16 protein-coding genes and 2 pseudogenes are annotated in these 17,973 nt (G+C 64.6%); 8 read left to right on the top strand and 10 right to left on the bottom strand.

The window, feature by feature from the left end; genetic code table 11:
• Positions 1-47: 47 nt before the first annotated feature.
• From VGT77_RS11645 to purB, 4 genes are read left to right on the top strand one after another with little or no spacing between them, the layout of a single operon-like run.
• Entirely contained in the window at positions 48-410 is a 363-nt protein-coding gene (locus VGT77_RS11645) for a MarR family transcriptional regulator (RefSeq protein WP_327462960.1), read from the top strand.
• Positions 349-720: an SH3 domain-containing protein gene (locus VGT77_RS11640; protein ID WP_327462738.1), complete on the top strand. Its 372-nt coding sequence runs from the start codon at positions 349-351 to the stop codon at positions 718-720. Before VGT77_RS11645 ends, VGT77_RS11640 begins: the two co-directional genes overlap by 62 nt.
• On the top strand, positions 717-1,655 hold the full coding sequence (gene argC, locus VGT77_RS11635) for an N-acetyl-gamma-glutamyl-phosphate reductase (protein WP_327462736.1): 939 nt from the start codon (positions 717-719) through the stop codon (positions 1,653-1,655). The genes VGT77_RS11640 and argC overlap by 4 nt, the downstream gene beginning before the upstream one ends.
• Positions 1,656-1,711: 56 nt before the next feature.
• Entirely contained in the window at positions 1,712-3,028 is a 1,317-nt protein-coding gene (purB, locus tag VGT77_RS11630; RefSeq protein ID WP_327462734.1) for an adenylosuccinate lyase, read from the top strand.
• A gap of 5 nt (positions 3,029-3,033) precedes the next feature.
• Here the strand turns inward: purB and VGT77_RS11625 are convergent, their stop codons facing one another.
• The 3 genes from VGT77_RS11625 to dnaK form a co-directional block, all read right to left on the bottom strand.
• Positions 3,034-3,630: a hypothetical protein gene (locus VGT77_RS11625; protein WP_327462732.1), complete on the bottom strand. Its 597-nt coding sequence runs from the start codon at positions 3,628-3,630 to the stop codon at positions 3,034-3,036.
• Between the two features lie 70 nt (positions 3,631-3,700).
• Positions 3,701-4,816, bottom strand: a complete 1,116-nt coding sequence (gene dnaJ / locus VGT77_RS11620; protein ID WP_327462730.1) for a molecular chaperone DnaJ — start codon at positions 4,814-4,816, stop codon at positions 3,701-3,703.
• 128 nt (positions 4,817-4,944) lie between these two features.
• Positions 4,945-6,858: a molecular chaperone DnaK gene (gene dnaK, locus VGT77_RS11615; RefSeq protein WP_327462728.1), complete on the bottom strand. Its 1,914-nt coding sequence runs from the start codon at positions 6,856-6,858 to the stop codon at positions 4,945-4,947.
• Between the two features lie 157 nt (positions 6,859-7,015).
• Between dnaK and VGT77_RS11610 the strand changes: the two genes are divergently transcribed.
• Both VGT77_RS11610 and VGT77_RS11605 read left to right on the top strand, forming a co-directional pair.
• Positions 7,016-7,459: a copper chaperone PCu(A)C gene (locus VGT77_RS11610; protein WP_327462726.1), complete on the top strand. Its 444-nt coding sequence runs from the start codon at positions 7,016-7,018 to the stop codon at positions 7,457-7,459.
• Positions 7,460-7,594: 135 nt separating this feature from the next.
• The gene (locus VGT77_RS11605) at positions 7,595-8,053 is read left to right on the top strand and encodes a vgr related protein (protein WP_327462724.1); all 459 of its coding nucleotides are present in this window, start codon (positions 7,595-7,597) and stop codon (positions 8,051-8,053) included.
• A gap of 312 nt (positions 8,054-8,365) precedes the next feature.
• Here the strand turns inward: VGT77_RS11605 and VGT77_RS15645 are convergent.
• The 5 genes and pseudogenes from VGT77_RS15645 to dapA all read right to left on the bottom strand — a co-directional run.
• A pseudogene (locus VGT77_RS15645) lies at positions 8,366-8,470 on the bottom strand (PEPxxWA-CTERM sorting domain-containing protein); the annotation flags it as partial.
• Positions 8,471-8,944: 474 nt separating this feature from the next.
• Positions 8,945-9,337: pseudogene (locus tag VGT77_RS15640) on the bottom strand (trypsin-like serine protease); the annotation flags it as partial.
• A 385-nt stretch (positions 9,338-9,722) separates the two neighbouring features.
• Complete coding sequence (locus VGT77_RS11595) at positions 9,723-10,967, bottom strand: hypothetical protein (RefSeq protein WP_327462720.1); 1,245 nt, start codon at positions 10,965-10,967, stop codon at positions 9,723-9,725.
• A 149-nt stretch (positions 10,968-11,116) separates the two neighbouring features.
• A complete protein-coding gene (gene smpB, locus VGT77_RS11590; protein ID WP_327462718.1) occupies positions 11,117-11,596 on the bottom strand; it encodes an SsrA-binding protein SmpB in 480 nt (159 codons plus the stop codon).
• A 1-nt stretch (position 11,597) separates the two neighbouring features.
• Complete coding sequence (gene dapA / locus VGT77_RS11585) at positions 11,598-12,473, bottom strand: 4-hydroxy-tetrahydrodipicolinate synthase (RefSeq protein WP_327462959.1); 876 nt, start codon at positions 12,471-12,473, stop codon at positions 11,598-11,600.
• 110 nt (positions 12,474-12,583) lie between these two features.
• On the opposite strand from dapA, the gene VGT77_RS11580 reads away from it, so the two are divergent.
• Positions 12,584-14,563, top strand: coding sequence for a lytic transglycosylase domain-containing protein (locus VGT77_RS11580; RefSeq protein ID WP_327462716.1), 1,980 nt, complete (start codon positions 12,584-12,586; stop codon positions 14,561-14,563).
• Positions 14,564-14,626: 63 nt separating this feature from the next.
• On the top strand, positions 14,627-15,103 hold the full coding sequence (locus VGT77_RS11575) for a GreA/GreB family elongation factor (protein ID WP_327462714.1): 477 nt from the start codon (positions 14,627-14,629) through the stop codon (positions 15,101-15,103).
• Positions 15,104-15,216: 113 nt separating this feature from the next.
• Here VGT77_RS11575 and VGT77_RS11570 read toward each other — a convergent pair whose 3' ends face one another.
• Together VGT77_RS11570 and aspS are read right to left on the bottom strand one after the other, a co-directional pair.
• Entirely contained in the window at positions 15,217-15,987 is a 771-nt protein-coding gene (locus VGT77_RS11570) for a polyphosphate kinase (protein ID WP_327462712.1), read from the bottom strand.
• A 107-nt stretch (positions 15,988-16,094) separates the two neighbouring features.
• Positions 16,095-17,912, bottom strand: coding sequence for an aspartate--tRNA ligase (gene aspS, locus VGT77_RS11565; RefSeq protein WP_327462958.1), 1,818 nt, complete (start codon positions 17,910-17,912; stop codon positions 16,095-16,097).
• Between the last annotated feature and the right edge of the window lie 61 nt (positions 17,913-17,973).

Genomic DNA, 17,973 nt, shown 5'->3' with positions numbered 1-17,973 from the left:
GATGGCCGAGGAGAATGTCCGTGGCGGAAACCGGCCTGCATTCCTGGATGCGAACTCTCTTGAGCTATGTCCGATCCGGCGATCCGGATCTGACGAACCGGCAAATGGCGTTGCTTTTGTTGGTTTACCTGAAGCCCGGTCCGCATACGGTCCGGGGTCTGGCCAAGGCGCTGAACGTGTCCAAGCCCGTGGTCACCCGCGCCTTGAACAGACTTGGTGCGCTGGGCTATCTGCGCCGCCAGCGCGACGATGCGGACCGCCGCAACATCTTCGTCGCACCGACGCGCGAAGGGGCGGATTTTCTTGAGCACTTCAAATCGCTCATCGGCAGCGGGAGCGGCAACGGCAATGGCGGCAGCGAAAAGCGCAGCAGTCATCGCGCCGAAACACGCGAGCCAGCCCACGCCTGAGCGGAAGCGTTTCTCTCTTTCCGGGCCCTCTCGGCCGCTCGACCTGACCCATAACGCCGCGCGCCGCGACCTGGCCGATGTCCGCTTGGCGGGCCGCTGGTTCGCGCCGCATTACGCAGTGGCAGAGAGCTGGACCTGCACGAATGGGTGCACGCTTCACGCGGCTCGGGAGGGCGAGGCGCTCGGCGACATTGCCGCAGGCGAAAGTTTCGCCGTTCTGGAGATTGCCGGCGACTGGGCCTGGGGTTTTCAGGAAAGCGATGGCCGGGTCGGTTATGTGCCCGTCGCCGCGCTGGACCGGGCACCGTGACTGCTCAGGTCTTCATCGACGGGGCGGCAGGCACCACTGGGCTGGAGATCGCCGATCGGCTTGCCGGCCGTGACGATTTGTCGCTGGTCGTGCTCGACGAGTCGCGCCGTAAGGACCCCGCGGCCCGCCGCGAAGCGCTGAACGACGCCGACGCAGTCATTCTCTGCCTGCCGGACGATGCAGCCCGCGAGGCCGTATCGCTGATCGACAATCCGCGGACCCGCGTCGTCGACGCCTCTACCGCCCACCGGATCGCGCCGGGTTGGACCTACGGGTTTGCGGAACTCGAACCCGACGGCGCCGCGCGCATCGCTGGCTCGACCCGCGTGTCGAACCCCGGCTGTTATCCGACGGGCTTTCTGGCCTTGGTTCGCCCATTGGTCCGCGCCGGCCTGCTCGCGCCCGATGTGCCGCTGACGGTCAACGCCACCTCTGGCTATTCGGGGGGGGGCAAGGCGATGATCGCAGCGTTCGAGGACCCGCAGGCGCCGGACGCAACCGACACGGCCTTTCGCCTCTACGCCCTGACGCTTGGCCACAAGCATGTGGCGGAAATGCAAGGCCATGCAGGGCTGACCCACCCTCCCCTGTTCGCCCCCGCGGTCGCTCGCACCTATCGTGGGATGGTGGTGGAAGTGCCGCTGCCCGCCGCACCGCCGCTGGAGGAGATCCGGGCGGCGCTGAAAGAGGCATACGCCTCTAGTCCCCTGGTGACTGTGACTGCGCGGGAGGAGTGCGAAGCCATGTCCCTCCTCACGATAGAGCGCCAGGCGGGCACCGATCGCCTGGAGCTGTTCGTCTTCGGCAACGAAGAGCGCCGCCAGTCGCGGCTCGTCGCCGTGCTCGACAATCTCGGCAAGGGAGCGGCAGGCGCCGCCGTCCAGAACCTGAACCTGATGCTGGGCCTGAACCAACTCAGCGGCCTGCGCCTCTAGGCCCGCGCCGGGGACGCTGCTACCGAGCCGCCGATCCTTCGACTGAAAGAAAAACGATGATCCCGCGTTACTCCAGACCCGAGATGGTCGCCATCTGGGCGCCCGAGACTCGCTTCCAGATCTGGTTCGAGATCGAGGCGCACGCACTCGACGCGATGGCCGAGCTGGGGATCGTGCCCAAGGAAGCGGCGGCAAAGGTTTGGGAAGCGCACAAGCAAGCGCCGCCCTTCGACATCGCGCGCATCGATGCGATCGAGGCTGAGACGAAGCATGATGTGATCGCTTTCCTCACCCACGTCGCGGAGCGGACCGGACCGGAAGCACGCTTCCTGCATCAGGGCATGACCAGCTCCGACGTGCTCGACACCTGCCTGGCCGTGCAGCTGTCCCGCGCCGCCGACATCCTCCTCTCGGACCTAGACGCCCTGCTGGAGGTGCTGAAGCGACGGGCCTTCGAGCACAAGCTCACCCCGACCATCGGCCGCAGCCATGGCATCCACGCCGAACCGGTCACTTTCGGTCTGAAGATGGCAGAGGCCTATGCGGAGTTCACCCGCAACAAGGCCCGGCTTATGGCCGCGCGGCTGGACGTCGCCACCTGCGCCATATCGGGCGCGGTCGGCACTTTCGCGAACATCGATCCGCGCGTGGAGCAATATGTCGCCGACAGGCTCGGCCTCACCGTTGAGCCGGTCTCCACCCAGGTGATCCCGCGCGACCGCCACGCGATGTTCTTCGCGACCTTGGGCGTGATCGCCTCTTCGATCGAGCGGCTCGCCACCGAAGTGCGGCATCTGCAGCGCACGGAAGTACTCGAGGCAGAGGAATATTTCTCGCCCGGCCAAAAGGGCTCGTCGGCAATGCCGCACAAGCGCAATCCGGTGCTGACCGAGAACCTGACCGGCCTGGCCCGAATGGTGCGCGGCTATGTGATCCCCGCCCTCGAAAATGTCGCACTGTGGCATGAGCGCGACATCAGCCACTCCTCCGTCGAGCGCTATATCGGGCCCGACGCGACGATCACATTGGACTTCGCGCTCGCCCGTCTGACCGGCGTGATGGACAAACTGCTCGTCTATCCGGAGCGGATGGCGAAGAACATGAACCGCATGGGCGGGCTCGTCCACTCGCAGCGCGTTCTGCTCGCCCTCACCCAGGCCGGCGCGTCACGCGAAGACGCCTATCGCCTCGTTCAACGCAACGCGATGAGAGTCTGGGACTCGGATGGCGCCCTGTCTCTCGAAGAGCTGCTCAAGTCTGATGCCGAAGTGACGGCGCTCCTCAGCCCTGACCAGATCGCCGACAAATTCGACCTGGACTATCATCTAAAGCACGTCGACACGATCTTCGAACGGGTGTTCGGGCAGTCCTGACTCCTTCAGCAAGGCCGAATGATGTAGCCGGAGCGCGACTGTTCGGGGGGAAGATGACCATAGCCCTCGACCATCAGGGCATCATGCCGCACATCGCCGCTGCCGAGCCCGGGAATGAAGAGCTGCGAGACGGGATTACCGGCACCTTCAGCCAAGGCGTCCAGGAACTCGACCGTCTTGGTCTTCTGGTGCCGCTGGATGGCAGGTGCTCCGACCCCTTCATAGGCGAGCAGGGGTGACTTGACCCGCGCTTGCACCACCGTGTCCATGGAGCTCCACTCCAGCGGAACCGCGCACAGCAGACGCACCGCCACTTGCATCGGGAGCTGCCTGCGATTGGCAAATAGCTCTACTTTCCGATACTCGCTGAACCGCAGCCACCAGGCGCCCTGAACGACCTGACTCGGCATTCCTGATTGACCGAGCCGCACCAGGCGCTCGGACGGCTGCAGCACCGTGCGGAGAGGCGCCTTGATACCGCCGTTCATCACCCAGGCGACCACCTCTCCCTTCGGATCGACAATCGGATTTCGCGAACTGGCGCCCCGCGCCATCAGCAAGGCGTCGTGCCGGTCAAACCAGCGCTGATTGACATATTGCATGGCGGTCCCCTGTCAGGACCATAATCCTAAGCCAGGCACCGTGATCGCGCCAGCCGGCGCGACCCCGCGATCAGCCGCCGATAGCGGCCTTCAGCTTGTCGAAGAAGCCACGGCTCTGCGGACACTCGTCACCCGTTTCGGTAGCGCGGAACTCCTCCAGAAGTGCCTTCTGCTTCGCGGTCAGCTTGGTCGGCGTTTCAACCTCAACCTGCACGACCATGTCGCCATGGCCGCGGCCGTTCAGCACCGGCATTCCGGCACCGCGTTGCCGCAACTGCTTGCCCGACTGAATTCCGGCCGGGATGCGGATCTCGTGCGTCTGCTTGTCGAGGCCGGGCACGTCGATGGTACCGCCCAGTGCCGCCGTGGTGAAGCTGATGGGGCATCGGCAATAGAGCGTCGTGCCTTCGCGCTCGAAGATCGGGTGCCGCTTCACGTGCAGGAAGATATAGAGGTCGCCGCAGGGCGCGCCACGCGGGCCGCACTCGCCTTCGCCTGACAGGCGAATGCGCGTACCCTCGTCCACGCCTGGTGGGATGTTGACGCTCAGTGTCTTCTGCTTGTCGACGCGGCCCTCGCCATAACAGACATTGCACGGGTCGGAGATGACTTCGCCCGCACCGTGGCAGGTCGGGCAGGTCCGCTCGACGACGAAGAAGCCCTGCTGCGCGCGGACCTTGCCCATGCCGCCGCAGGTGTTGCAGGCACGCGCGCCGGCGCCCGCCTTGGCGCCTGTGCCAGCGCAGGTGCCGCATTGGGTCGAGACCTCGATCGCGACTTCGGTCTGCTTGCCGTGATAGGCGTCTTCCAGCGTGATCTCGAGATCGTAGCGAAGATCGGCGCCGCGCTGGGGACCACGCGGACCCTGTCTGCCCATGCCGAAGATGCTTTCGAAGATGTCCGAAAAACCTTCAAAGCCAGGGTCGCCGCGAAAGCCGCCCCCACCCATGCCGCCATTCTGGAACGCCGCCTTGCCGAAGCGGTCATAGGCAGCGCGCTTCTGCGGGTCCTTCAAACAGTCATAGGCCTCATTGACGGCCTTGAACTTGGCTTCATGATCCTTGCACCCGCCATTCTTGTCCGGGTGATATTTCATCGCGAGCTTGCGATACGCGGCCTTGATAGTCGCGTCGTCCGCGGTGCGCTCGACCCCGAGCAGCTCGTAATAATCTACATCGGTGCTCATCGGGGCTCCGCCTCGAGATCGTCCGCCCTTCCTTCGTCACCCCCGCGAAAGCGGGGGCCCAGCTTGTCCTCATCCGGAAGAAAAGCTGGGTTCCCACTTCCGCGGGAATGACGAAGGGGGGTCATGGCTTAACCCTTGTTCTCGTCCACTTCCGAGAATTCGGCATCGACGACATCGTCGTTGGCGCTCTCCGGAGCATCGGCGCCCGGTGACGCCGCCGCTGCCTGTTCCTTCTCGTAGATCGCCTGGCCGAGCTTCATCGCCGCCTGGGCAAGCGTCTGAGTCGCCGAAGTCATCCGATCGGTGTCATTGCTCTCAACCGCCGACTTGGCATCGGCGATCGCCGTCTCGATCTCCGACTTGACCGACTCGTCGACCTTGTCGCCATGCTCGGCCAGCTGGCGCTCGGTCGTGTGGATCAACGACTCGGCGTTGTTCTTAGCCTCGGCCGCGGCACGCCGCTTCTTGTCCTCCTCGGCGAACTTCTCGGCGTCCCGGACCATCTGCTCGATATCCGAGTCCGACAGGCCGCCCGAGGCCTGGATGCGGATCTGCTGTTCCTTACCAGTGCCCTTGTCGCGCGCCGACACGTTGACGATACCGTTCGCGTCGATGTCGAAGGTGACTTCGATCTGCGGCACGCCGCGCGGCGCCGGCGGGATGCCGACCAGGTCGAACTGGCCGAGCAGCTTATTGTCCGCCGCCATTTCGCGCTCGCCCTGGAACACGCGGATCGTCACCGCCTGCTGATTGTCGTCGGCGGTCGAATAGGTCTGCGTCTTCTTGGTCGGGATCGTCGTATTGCGGTCGATCATCCGGGTGAAGACGCCACCCAGCGTCTCGATGCCCAAGGACAGCGGCGTCACGTCCAGCAGCAGCACGTCCTTGACGTCGCCCTGCAGCACGCCCGCCTGGATCGCCGCGCCCATGGCGACGACTTCGTCCGGGTTGACGCCGGTATGCGGTTCCTTGCCGAAGAACTCCTTCACCGCCTCGCGGACCTTGGGCATGCGGGTCATGCCGCCGACGAGCACGACCTCGTCCACGTCGGACGCCTTGATCCCGGCATCTTCGAGCGCCTTCTTCATCGGCGCCTTGGTGCGCTCGATCAGGTCGGCGACCATCTTTTCGAGATCGGCGCGGGTGATCGTCTCTACCAGATGGAGCGGCGTCGTCGCGCCGCCTTCCATGCGGGCGGTGATGAACGGCAGGTTGATTTCGGTCGTCTGGGTGGAGGACAGCTCGATCTTCGCCTTCTCGGCCGCTTCCTTCAGCCGCTGGAGCGCGAGCTTGTCGGTGCGCAGATCCATCTGCTCCTTGGCCTTGAACTTGTCGGCCAGATACTCGACCAGCTTGGCGTCGAAGTCCTCGCCGCCCAGGAAGGTGTCGCCGTTGGTCGACTTCACCTCGAACACGCCGTCGCCGATCTCCAGGATCGACACGTCGAATGTGCCGCCGCCAAGATCGTAAACCGCGATCGTCTTGCCGTCCTGCTTCTCAAGCCCATAGGCGAGCGCAGCCGCGGTCGGCTCGTTGATGATGCGCAGCACTTCAAGACCCGCGATCTGGCCGGCGTCCTTGGTCGCCTGGCGCTGCGCGTCGTTGAAATAGGCCGGAACCGTAATCACCGCCTGGGTGACGGTTTCACCGAGATAGGCCTCGGCGGTTTCCTTCATCTTCTGGAGCGTGAAGGCGCTGATCTGCGACGGCGAATAATCCTCGCCGCCTGCCTTCACCCAGGCGTCGCCATTCTTGCCCTTGACGATCTGGTACGGGACCAGCTCGGTGTCCTTCTTGGTCACCGGATCGTCGAAGCGGCGGCCGATCAGGCGCTTGACCGCGAAGATGGTATTGTCGCCATTGGTCACCGCCTGGCGCTTGGCCGGCTGACCGATCAGGCGTTCGCCGTCCTTGGTGAAAGCGACGACGGAAGGCGTGGTGCGCGCGCCTTCGGCATTCTCGATCACCTTGGGCTTGCCGCCCTCCATCACCGCAACGCAGCTGTTGGTGGTGCCGAGATCGATCCCGATAACTTTGGCCATTTTTCCTCTGTCTGCCCCTAAAGTTCAAACCATTGATCAGGCGGCCCCAAAAGAGGCGACCGCCCAGTTACGGCTGCGATATAGGTGCGCTTGTTCTTGCCGCAAGGAGAGCACGGACGTAGGGGAACGCAGCCGTTACGATGGAGGTTGTCCGCTCATGATCCGCTCCCTCTCCGCGCTGTTTCTGATCGCACTCGCCGGCTGCGCCAAGGAAGAGCAGCTCCGCGTTACGGACGCCTGGGTGCGCTACTCGCCGGTGCGGGAGAATCCTTCGGCCGCCTATTTCACCGTCCGGGGCGGGCCCCAGGATGTGAGCCTGATCGGGGTCTCGACCGAGGTCGCGATCCGCAGCGAGATGCACGAGACCATGGCGGGCCAACAGGGCATGGCGGCAATGAAGCCGGTCACCAGCGTCCAGGTTCCGGCGGGCAGCGAAGTGAAGTTCGAGCCCGGCGGCAAGCATGTGATGCTGTGGAGCATCAACCCCGGCATCAAGCCGCCCAAGCGGATCACCCTCACCTTTTCCTTTTCGAACGGAGAGCGGATCCAGGCGGATGCGCCGCTGGTCGCCGCAGGTGAGCCTGCGCCGACCCAGAAATGATCGTCATCCCGAACTCGTTTCGGGATAAGGCGTCCGCCGCGGGAGGCTCGACGATGAGCTCGGTCCGCACATCCCGCGAACTCGCGGCGTCGCGACGACACCATCCTTATCCCGACACAAATTCGGGATGACGATATGAGCAGGAGCCAAGGCCGCCCCCTCACCGAAGGCGAGCGCAACATCGCCGCCGCCATGTTCGGCGCATCCATCGACTATGGACAGGTCCGCATCCACGCCGCCAAATGGTGGCCGTTCCAGCCCCGCCGCGTCGCTATGTCGCCGGATGGCCATATCTGGTTCCACCCCGAAGGAGGGCTGTTCCACGAGAATTATGCCGAACGGACCTTAAGCGAGCAGGGCCTCTTCATCCACGAAATGACGCATGTCTGGCAGCATCAGCGGGGCGTCTGGCTCCCCCTCGCCCGCCACCCCTTCTGCCGCTACGACTACGCCATCAAGCCCGGCTGGCCGCTGGAGCGTTACGGCCTAGAGCAGCAGGCCGAGATCGTCCGCCACGCCTTCCTGCTCCGGCAAGGCGCCCATGTGCGCGGCGCGCCGCCGCTCGCGCAGTACGAGACAATCTTGCCGTTCTGAACGTCCGCTAGTGAAAGGGATCGGACGTTTCGTTATGCTCCAACATCGAGCCTTCCACCGCCGTCGCCCCGTGCTTGACACGGGGCTTGGCTTTTCTCCGCTGTCGAGCCGGTGCGGAATGGCCCGATCTGTGGCTCTCGGCGCCGGAGGCAAAATTAGCCAAGCCCCGTGTCAAGCACGGGGCGACGCTCCCCTTTGAGCAAGGAAGTTGTGTTTGCGTACTGCGACAATCCTGCCGTTCTGAAAGGTCGCCCATAAAGGAAGCGCCGCCGGTCGTGAGACCGGCGGCGCTTCCATCTTGTCGTCCGACGCTTAGGCGAAGGTGACGGCAGTACGCGCACGGCGGCGCATTGCGGCGCCGGCGAGGCCGAACCCGCCGATCATCATCGCCCAGGTGGCCGGCTCCGGCACGGCCTCCAGCATGCCAGCGTTGATGAAGGCACGGTGGAAGTCTACCGAGACTGCACCCTTGAACTGGCCAAAGCGATTGGCCGACTCGTCGTTGCGATACCAAAGTGCAAAGGAGTGGACCGCAGCCAGCTTGCCGTTCACGAAATAGCCCGTACCCGAGTCGCCGCCGGCACCGATGCCTTCACGCGCGCCGCGCCCGAGATCGCAATATTTGCTCGTCGAGAAGACCGGCTTGTTGAAGATGGCCGGTGCGCTCGAGGCCTCGAACCCAGCGAGATTGCACGAGTTGTCGCGGAACGCAGTGCCATTGTCGAAGTCGGAGACCCAGACGTTCTTGGCCGAGGCTCCCGGAACGCCCGGAGGGCCGAAGGCATTGTCGAAATAGCCTTCGAAGTCGGGATCGCCGAAGCGGAAGTCGAAGCGATTGTCGGCGTCACGCAGGCGACCGGTGTTCGCATTGCTGACCGCCAGCGTGCCGGTCGAGCCGCCGGCGGTGGAACGCGCGCCATAGCCGGCAATCGTGTGATCGACGCCGGTCAGGTCGGTCAGCGACGACAGCTGATAGGCCTTGGCAAAGCTCGGCAGCGCGCTGTTGAGCTTGAAGATCGCGATATCGTTTTCGTCGACGACCTGCCCAGTGTAGCTCTGATGGGCGATGGCCTTCACCACCGCCACTTCGGTCGAACCGGAGAGCGCCGGGTTGTACACAGTCGGCCCGTCTGGACCGTTGTGGAAGAAAGCGGAAGCGCTGGTGAACGTCCCGGCGCCCGGATTGACCATGCAGTGCGCCGCGGTCACGATCGTGTTTCCGTTGACCAGGCTGCCCGAGCACACAAAGGCGCTTTGGACGTTGTTCGCATTGGTGAAGACCATCCGCAGCCCGACCGTGCCAGCGTATTTGCCCGGCGTCGGGATATAGATCGGATCGCCGCCGCCGCCGCCGGCTGGCGCAACGACCGAAGACGTCGCGGTCTGGCCCACAATCTCGCTGACCGCCGTCCAGCGGCCGTCTTTGCTGACGGCCATGTTCTGCGCATGCGCGACACCCGCGAGCATCGTGGTCGCAGACACAAAGGCGAGCACACTCGCCGAACGCTTCACCAAAGTTTGCATTGAAACCCCCATTCGATGTGCGCCGACACCCCTCGGCGCTATGGAGGCAGCGTTCCCGGATTCCAGGCCCCCGTCAAGTGCTCTTAAGGGCGGATTAACCTTAAGATTCTGTCCCAAGGCGGAACGCTTCTCGATGGCAGCGGCATTAGTGCCAGTCCGCGTCGGCGGTAAGCTGGTGCCGCTCCGCTATGTCGGCGATCCGGTCTAGGTCGATCGGATCGCTATAGGGATCCTCATCGAGCGCGCCGGCATCTTCCAGCAGGCACTGCCATCGACGCAAAGTCTCGGCATAGTCGCGACTGGGCACACGCATCAATGTGCCATCGGGCAACGGCTCCGTATCGGCCAAACCCATGCGAAGCCACTCGCCCGTGTGCCAATCGGTCATGTCGACGGCGGGAAAAAGGCAGATGCCGTGCAGGTCGACGCCGCGGCGGATGGCGGACAGGCACTCGGACGCGATGTCGTTCAGCCAGTGCGAGCGGCCCTGTCCGCGGCCCGATGTCTCGGCGATGATGCAGGGGCGCTTATACTTGGCCCAGGCCTCCTCGACCAAATCGCAGACGGATCGGATGCGGTCGTCGCCCGGCTCCAGCGCGACGTGCGGGCCGCCCTCTCGATACTCCATCTGGCCGAAACTGTAATTGTTGAAGCCCAGGATATCGATGATCTCCGGGCTGCCGCCATATTCCGGGTTCTTTAGTCCCGAGATGATGTCCCAGGCGATATAGGCATCGTCATAGCTCTCGCGCTGCGCGGCCTCGGCGAGGTCGGGCCGGTCGCGCGGCGGGACGACCCAGATCAGCGGATCGATATGGACCATTCGCGCTTCGGGGAAGTCGGCGCGTATTGCCTTCACGGCCGCGATGTCGGCGCGGGCCAGCATCGTCGTGAAGCGGCGGCGGCATTCGGCATCCTTGCCGAAGGGCGCACACCAGGACCACTCCCCGCCCATATAGCCCCAGAAGGTCGGCTCGTTGACCGGCGTGAAGAACAAGGGCCCGTGATGCGCGCGCTCGGCGACATAGTGTGCGGCGGCGCGCGCGTAAGCGGCGAAGCGATCTACAAAGCCATCGGAGTGCGGGTCGAGATCGTCCGGATAGCCATAATGGCACAGGTCCCAGATCGGCAGCATGCCGTGCCGCCGCTGCGCCTCCAGGAAAGGATCGATGCAGGAGAAATCATAATCGCCACTGCGATCGACCAGCGGCCAGGGAATGCCTTCGCGAGCGACCGCGATGCCCAGCGGGCGGAACATCGCATAATCCTCATCCGCATGGCGGCAATGCTGCAGCTCGGCGGTCAGGTCGCGCCGGCCCTTGTCCTTCCACAGAAAGGTCGAGCATTCGAAGCCGGAAAGGAAGAAGCTGGGAAAGAGACCTGGGCGCACGCGCTGATTACGCTTGGAAACGCTTGCGGTTCAGGCCGTGGACGAAACTCACCTTTCGTCATTCCCGCGAAAGCGGGAACCCAGAGGTGAAGTGAACGAAGTAGAAGCTGGGTCCCCGCTTCCGCGGGGATGACGAAGGAGGAGGCGTTTTACCCGCCGCGCAGCAGCCGTGACTGCTCCCGCTTCCAATCGCGTTCCTTGATCGTCTCGCGCTTGTCATGCGCCTTCTTGCCCTTGGCCAGTGCAAGTTCGACCTTGGCCCGGCCTCGCCCGTTGAAATACACGGACAAGGGCACCAACGTCATGCCTTCGCGCGCGACGGCGCCGTGCATCTTGTTGATTTCGCGCTCTTTCAACAGCAGCTTGCGCGGGCGCTTGGGCTCATGGTTGTGGCGGTTGCCATGGCTGAACTCCGGCACGTTCGAGTTGACGAGCCAGACTTCGCCGTCCTTCACCTCGGCATAGCTCTCCGCGATCGAGCCCTCGCCGAAGCGCAGCGACTTCACTTCGGTGCCGGTCAGCACGATGCCGGCTTCGAACACCTGATCGATAAAATAGTCGAACCGCGCGCGCCGGTTCTCGGCGACGATCTTCTTCTTGTCGAACTCGGTCGGGCGGGGACGGGCCAAATTAGATCAATCCTGCGTGCTTCAGCGCCGCATCCACAGCGCGGCGGCTTGCCTCCCCGGGAAGGGTCATAGGAAGTCGCAATTCGGCCGAGAGTTCCGGCTTCAGTCTGTTGAGCGCATATTTGGCGGGGCCCGGCGAGGCGTCGCTAAAGAGCGCCGCGTGGAGCGAATAAAGCCGGTCCTGCAGCTCGAGCGCCCTGGTCCAGTCACCAGCCAGGCACGCCTGCTGGAACTCGGCGCAGAGCTTGGGCGCGACATTTGCGGTGACGGAGATGCAGCCGACGCCGCCCATTGCGTTGAAGCCGAGCGCCATGTCGTCATTGCCCGACAGCTGCACGAAGTCCGCGCCGCAGGCAAGCCGCTGCGCCGTCACGCGCGCGACATTGCCCGTCGCATCCTTCACGCCGATGATCGTCGGGATTTCGGCCAATCGCGCCATTGTGTCGACCGTCATATCGGCGACCGTGCGGCCGGGTACGTTGTACAGGATGATCGGTAAGTCGCTCGCTTCGGCCAGGCTCGCGAAATGCGCATAGAGCCCCTCCTGGTTCGGCCGGTTGTAGTACGGCATCACGACCAGGGCTGCCGCCGCCCCCGCCGCCTTGGCGTGCGCCATGTGCCGCTTGGCGGTCGCGGTGTCGTTGGAGCCGCAGCCGGCGATCACCGGCACCCGGCCAGCGGCCGCTTCCACGCACAGGTCGATCACGCGGTAATGTTCGTCGTAGCTGAGTGTCGCCGATTCACCGGTGGTGCCACAGGGCACCAGGCCATGGCTGCCCTCGCTCACCTGCCATTCAACGAAAGCCTTGAAACCGGCTTCGTCTACCTGTCCGTCGCGGAAAGGGGTCACAAGTGCCGGAATCGAGCCGGAAAACATCATTTCTCTCCTTCACCCGAGCGGCCGGTTCGGGCATGGTCGACCATGTAAGGGGTTCGCGTATGGCCGGTTCACCGCGCAATAAGGATCAGGCGCCTAGACTGTCCAGCATGAGCAAGCGACTTGTCCTGCCCTCCGCGCTGCTGTTCGGCCTTGGCGCGACGTCAGTGGTGGCCGATCCGACCCAGCTGGTTCCGACCCAGCCGGCGGCGCCGCAGCCGCTCTACAGCGCAAACGACGGCGTGGCTTCGGCCATTTCGCAGTGGAACGCGCTGCGCCAGACCGACAATCTGCCGTTCGACAGCTATGCCAGCTTCCTGATCGCTCATCCGGGCTGGCCCGGCGAGCAGGCGATGCGCCGCACTGCCGAGCGCGCGCTGCAGCCGGGCATCGTCGCGCCGGGACGGATCGTCGCCTATTTCGACAAATTCCCGCCGCTCACAAACACGGGTCACGCGCGCTATGCCGAGGCCTTGCTCTTGGTAGGCCGCCGTTCGGACGCGCTGATCTCGGCGCGCAAGGCCTGGACGTCAGGATCGCTGAACGCGACCGACGAGACAGCCATCTTCGATCGGTTCGGAGCAAGCTTCACCACCGCCGACCAGGACGAGCGGATGGACCGGCTGCTCTGGGCCGGCAAGACGACGGCCGCCGCCCGTCAGCTACCGCTGACCTCTGCCGCCAGACGGGCGCTCTACGAGGCGCGGCTGGCGCTCCGCACCAACGCTCCCGATGCGCAGTCGATCGCCGATGCCTTGCCGAGTGCGTTCCAGAACGATGCCGGCTTCGTTGCCGACAAGGCGATCTGGCTGCGCGCCTCTTCTCCAGCTGCGGCGCGCGGCTGGCTGGCGCAGAACCGCACGCTCACCGGCCGCCCGGCGGAAGTCGAGCGCTGGTTCGAGCTGCTGCTGTCCGGGGCTCGCGAAGCGGTTGCCGCTGGCGATGTCGCCGCCGCCTACCGGATCGCCCGGCTGGTCGACGGCACCTATGCGCCGGGCGTCGAGGTTCGTGAGCGGCCGATCGGCGAACGGGACGATTACACCAGCCTGGTCTGGCTCGCAGGCTGGAACGCGCTGAAGAGCGGCCGCGCCGCCGAAGCGATCGGCATGTTCGAACGCTATGGCCGCGCCGCCAAGTCCCCCCAGACACAGGCCAAGGGACAATATTGGGCCGCGCGCGCGGCACAGGTCGCTGGCCGGGCAGAGGAGTCGCAGCGGCTCTTCGCTATGGCAGCGACGCACCCGGATCAGTTTTACGGCCAGCTCGCGCTCGAGCGGCTGAACCGGCCGATTCCCGCGCCCGGCTCGCAGGGCGCCACCGCTCCGACCACACAGGAGCGGCTGGCATTCAACCAGCGTGAGATCGTGCGCGCAGCCCGCATTCTCGGTCAGCAGGGCCGCTGGACCGACCAGAGCCTGTTCGTCCGCGCGATCGCGGCGAGCGTGGAGAGCGATGCAGAGCATGCGCTGGCCACCGAACTCGCCCAAGGCATCGGCCGGCCCGATCTGGCCGTGATGGTCGGCCGCAACGCCCGGATCAATGGCGCGTCCTCGTCCGTGCGCGCCGGCTACCCGCTGGTCCGCGTGCCGCAGGGCCAGGAGGCCTGGACAACGATCATCCACGCCATTGCGCGCCAGGAAAGCCAGTTCGACAAGGCGGCGGTCAGCCATGCAGGCGCAAGAGGGCTAATGCAGCTGATGCCTGGCACGGCGCGGGAGCAGGCGGGCAAGATCGGCCTAAGCTATGACGCGCCCGCACTGACGAGCGACACCAACTACAATATCCAGCTCGGCTCCGGCTATTTTCAGCGGATGCTCAGCTATTATGGTGGCAATTACCCCTTGGCGGTGGCGGCGTATAATGCCGGGCCAGGCAATGTGAACAAGTGGATCCGGTCCAATGGCGACCCGCGCCTGCCCGGCGCCGACATTGTTCGCTGGATCGAGGAGATCCCGATCTACGAGACGCGCAACTATGTGCAGCGCGTGCTGGAGAACGCGGTCGTCTACGACACGCTGAACCCGGACAAGGCGCATAAGCGCGGACCGGCCTTGCTCAGCGCATATCTGGGCAAGAATACGCGGGGTTGACGTTCCCCGGCGTAGGCCGGGGCCCAGACTGGACCCCGGCCTACGCCGGGGTACAGATGAGGCATGGACCGCCCCAATTACATCACTCCCGCCGGCTTCGCTGCGCTGCGCGCCGAATACGACCGGCTGTTCGGCGACGAGCGCCCAAAGCTGGTCGAGACGATCAGCTGGGCGGCCGGGAACGGCGACCGCTCGGAGAACGGCGATTACATCTACGGCCGCAAAAGGCTGCGCGAGATAGATCGTACGCTCGGGCGGCTCTCCGCCAAGATGAAGGCAGCCAAGGTCGTCGACCCGGCCGCGCAGCCCGACAAGTCGCGTGTCTTTTTCGGCGCGACCGTCACCATCGCCGACGAAGACGATAATCGGCGGACGATCACGATCGTCGGCAATGACGAAGCGGACGCCGGGCGCGGCCTGGTCGGCTGGGACTCTCCGATCGCGCGTGCGCTACGGGGGGCTGCAATCGCAGACGTGCGCCGAATCGCACTGCCCGGCGGCGAAAAGGAGTATGAGGTTTTGGAGGTCCGATATCCCTGACTCCGTCATCCCCAACTTGGTTCGGGATAAGCGTCGAAGCGACGGATGCCGGCCGTTCCGCACCGGCCTGGAGAGGCGGATAGCTTATGCCGAAACAAGTTCGGGATGACGGCTTAACCGAGCTCCCTTCTGACCATTTGCTCCAGCTCCGGATCGAGAGGTAGCGGCTCCATCGGCACATGCGCCTCCAGCTGGTCGGCAATCGCAGTGAGCGATGCGATCCGCGCGGCCTTCTTGTCGTTGCCGTCGATTACCGTCCATGGTGCCCAGCGGGTGTTCGTCATCCGGAACATGTCGTCGATCGCGTCGAGATAGGCGGGCCGCCTGACGCGGTTGCGATAGTCGTCGGCCCCCGTCTTCCAGCGCTTCCACGGGTCTTCGAAGCGCTTCTTCAGTCTCTTGTCCTGCTCCTCCTGCGTCACATGGACGAACAGCTTGACGATTGTCGTGCCGCAGTCGCGCTGCTGCGCCTCGAACTCGTTGATCTCGTCATAGCCACGCCGCCAGTCGGGCTCGGACGCGAACCCTTCGACCCGCTCGACCAGCACGCGACCATACCAACTCCGGTCGAACACCGCGATCTCGCCCGACGCCGGCAGCTTCCGCCAGAAGCGCCAGAGGAAATGCTTGTCCTTCTCTTCCGCGGTCGGCGCGGAGATCGGGAAGACGTCGAAATAGCGCGGGTCCCATTTGGCGGTCAGCCGCTGGATGATGCCGCCCTTCCCCGCCGCGTCCCACCCTTCGAGCAGCACGATCGCGCGACGCTTGTGCACGATATGAGCGACCTGGATGCGCGCGAGCCGCTCCTGCAACGCGGCGAGATCGGCCGAATAGTTGCCGGGGTAAGGGGCGCCGCGTTCGTAGTCGGAAAGGTCGATCGCCATGAATACCGTTCGGCCTGAGCTTGTCGAAGGCCTCCCTTCTCTTCCTACACCTCAGCAAGAACAAGGGAGGGCTTCGACATGCTCAGCCCGAACCGCGCTAAAATGTCCTATTCCGGGGCAACCACCGCCGCGGGAGCCTTCGCCTCCTTCGTACCCGGCCCGTCCACCGTGCGAATGTGGAGTTCGCGCAGCTGCTTGGGCGTGACCTGGCTCGGCGCTCCCATCATCAGGTCCTCGGCCCGCTGGTTCATCGGAAAAAGGATCACTTCGCGGATGTTCGGCTCGTCGGCCAGCAGCATGACGATCCGGTCGATACCCGGCGCGGAGCCGCCGTGCGGCGGCGCGCCGAACTTGAAGGCGTTGATCATGCCGGCAAAGTTCGTGTCGACGTCTTCCTTGCTGTAACCGGCAATCTCGAACGCCTTGTACATGATCTCCGGCCGGTGGTTCCGGATCGCGCCCGAAGACAGCTCCACGCCGTTGCAGACGATGTCATATTGGTAGGCGAGAATGTCCAAAGGATCCTTGGTCTCCAGCGCCTCCAACTCGCCCTGCGGCATCGAAAAGGGATTGTGCGAGAAATCGACCTTCTTCGCTTCCTCGTCATATTCGAACATGGGGAAGTCAACGATCCAGCAGAACTCAAACCTGTTCTGGTCGATCAGGCCGAGCTGCTCGCCGACGCGAGTGCGGGCGGCGCCGGCGAGCTTGGCTGCCTGGGCCTCCTTACCCGCCGCGAAGAAGATGCCGTCATCGGGCCCAAGGCCGAGTCCCGCGACCAGCTTGCGCGTGGCTTCCTCGCCATGGTTCTTGGCGATCGGCCCGCCGAGCTCCCCGCCCTTCTGCGTGATGTAGCCGAGTCCGGCATGGCCTTCCGATCGCGCCCAGTCATTCATGTCGTCGAAGAATTTGCGGCTGTGCCCGGCGGTGTTCGGCGCCGGGATGGCGCGAACGACCGAGCCGCCTTCGACAAGACGCGCAAACAGGCCAAAGCCTGAGCCCTTGAAATGCTCCGACACGTCGCTGATCACGATGGGGTTGCGCAGGTCCGGCTTGTCCGAGCCATATTTCAGCATCGCCTCCCGATATGGAATGCGCGGGAACGGCGCCGCGCTGACCTGGCGGCCGTTCGCGAACTCCTCGAAGACGCCGTGCAGCACCGGCTCGATCGCCGCGAACACATCGTCCTGGGTGACGAAGCTCATTTCGAAATCGAGCTGGTAGAACTCGCCCGGCGAACGGTCGGCCCGTGCGTCCTCGTCGCGGAAGCAGGGGGCGATCTGGAAATAACGGTCGAAGCCGGCCACCATGATCAGCTGCTTGAACATCTGAGGCGCCTGCGGGAGCGCGTAGAATTTGCCCGGATGCACGCGGCTCGGTACCAGATAATCGCGCGCACCCTCCGGGCTCGACGCAGTCAGGATCGGCGTCTGGAACTCGGTAAAGGCCTGATCGATCATCCGCCGTCGAATCGAGCTGATCACGTTCGATCGCAGCACGATGTTCTGGTGGATGCGCTCGCGGCGAAGGTCGAGGAAACGGTAACGAAGGCGGATGTCCTCTGGATAATCGGCCTCGCCAGCCACCGGCAGCGGCAGTTCATGCGCAGCCGACTGCACTGCCACGCCTTTGGCGAAGACCTCGATCTCCCCGGTCGGCAGGTTCGCATTGGTCGTGCCCGCCGCCCTCGCCTTCACCACACCGTCGATGGTGACAACGGATTCGGCACGAAGACCTTCAAGGATCGGCAGCGCGGGTGAATCCACGTCGGCTACCACTTGAGTGATGCCATAATGATCGCGCAGATCAACGAACAGCACGCCGCCATGGTCGCGCTTGCGGTGCACCCAACCCGACAGGCGAACTGTCTCGCCGACATGGGAGGCGCGGAGCGCGCCGCAATTGTGAGTGCGGTAGGCGTGCATGGTCAGCTTTTCCCTCTTCGTCATCCCCGCGAAAGCGGGGACCCAGTTGCCCTGCCGCAGG

The organism is Sphingomonas sp., assembly GCF_035944535.1.
GTDB lineage: Bacteria > Pseudomonadota > Alphaproteobacteria > Sphingomonadales > Sphingomonadaceae > Sphingomonas_B.
This window is presented reverse-complemented; position numbering and strand designations above follow the sequence as displayed.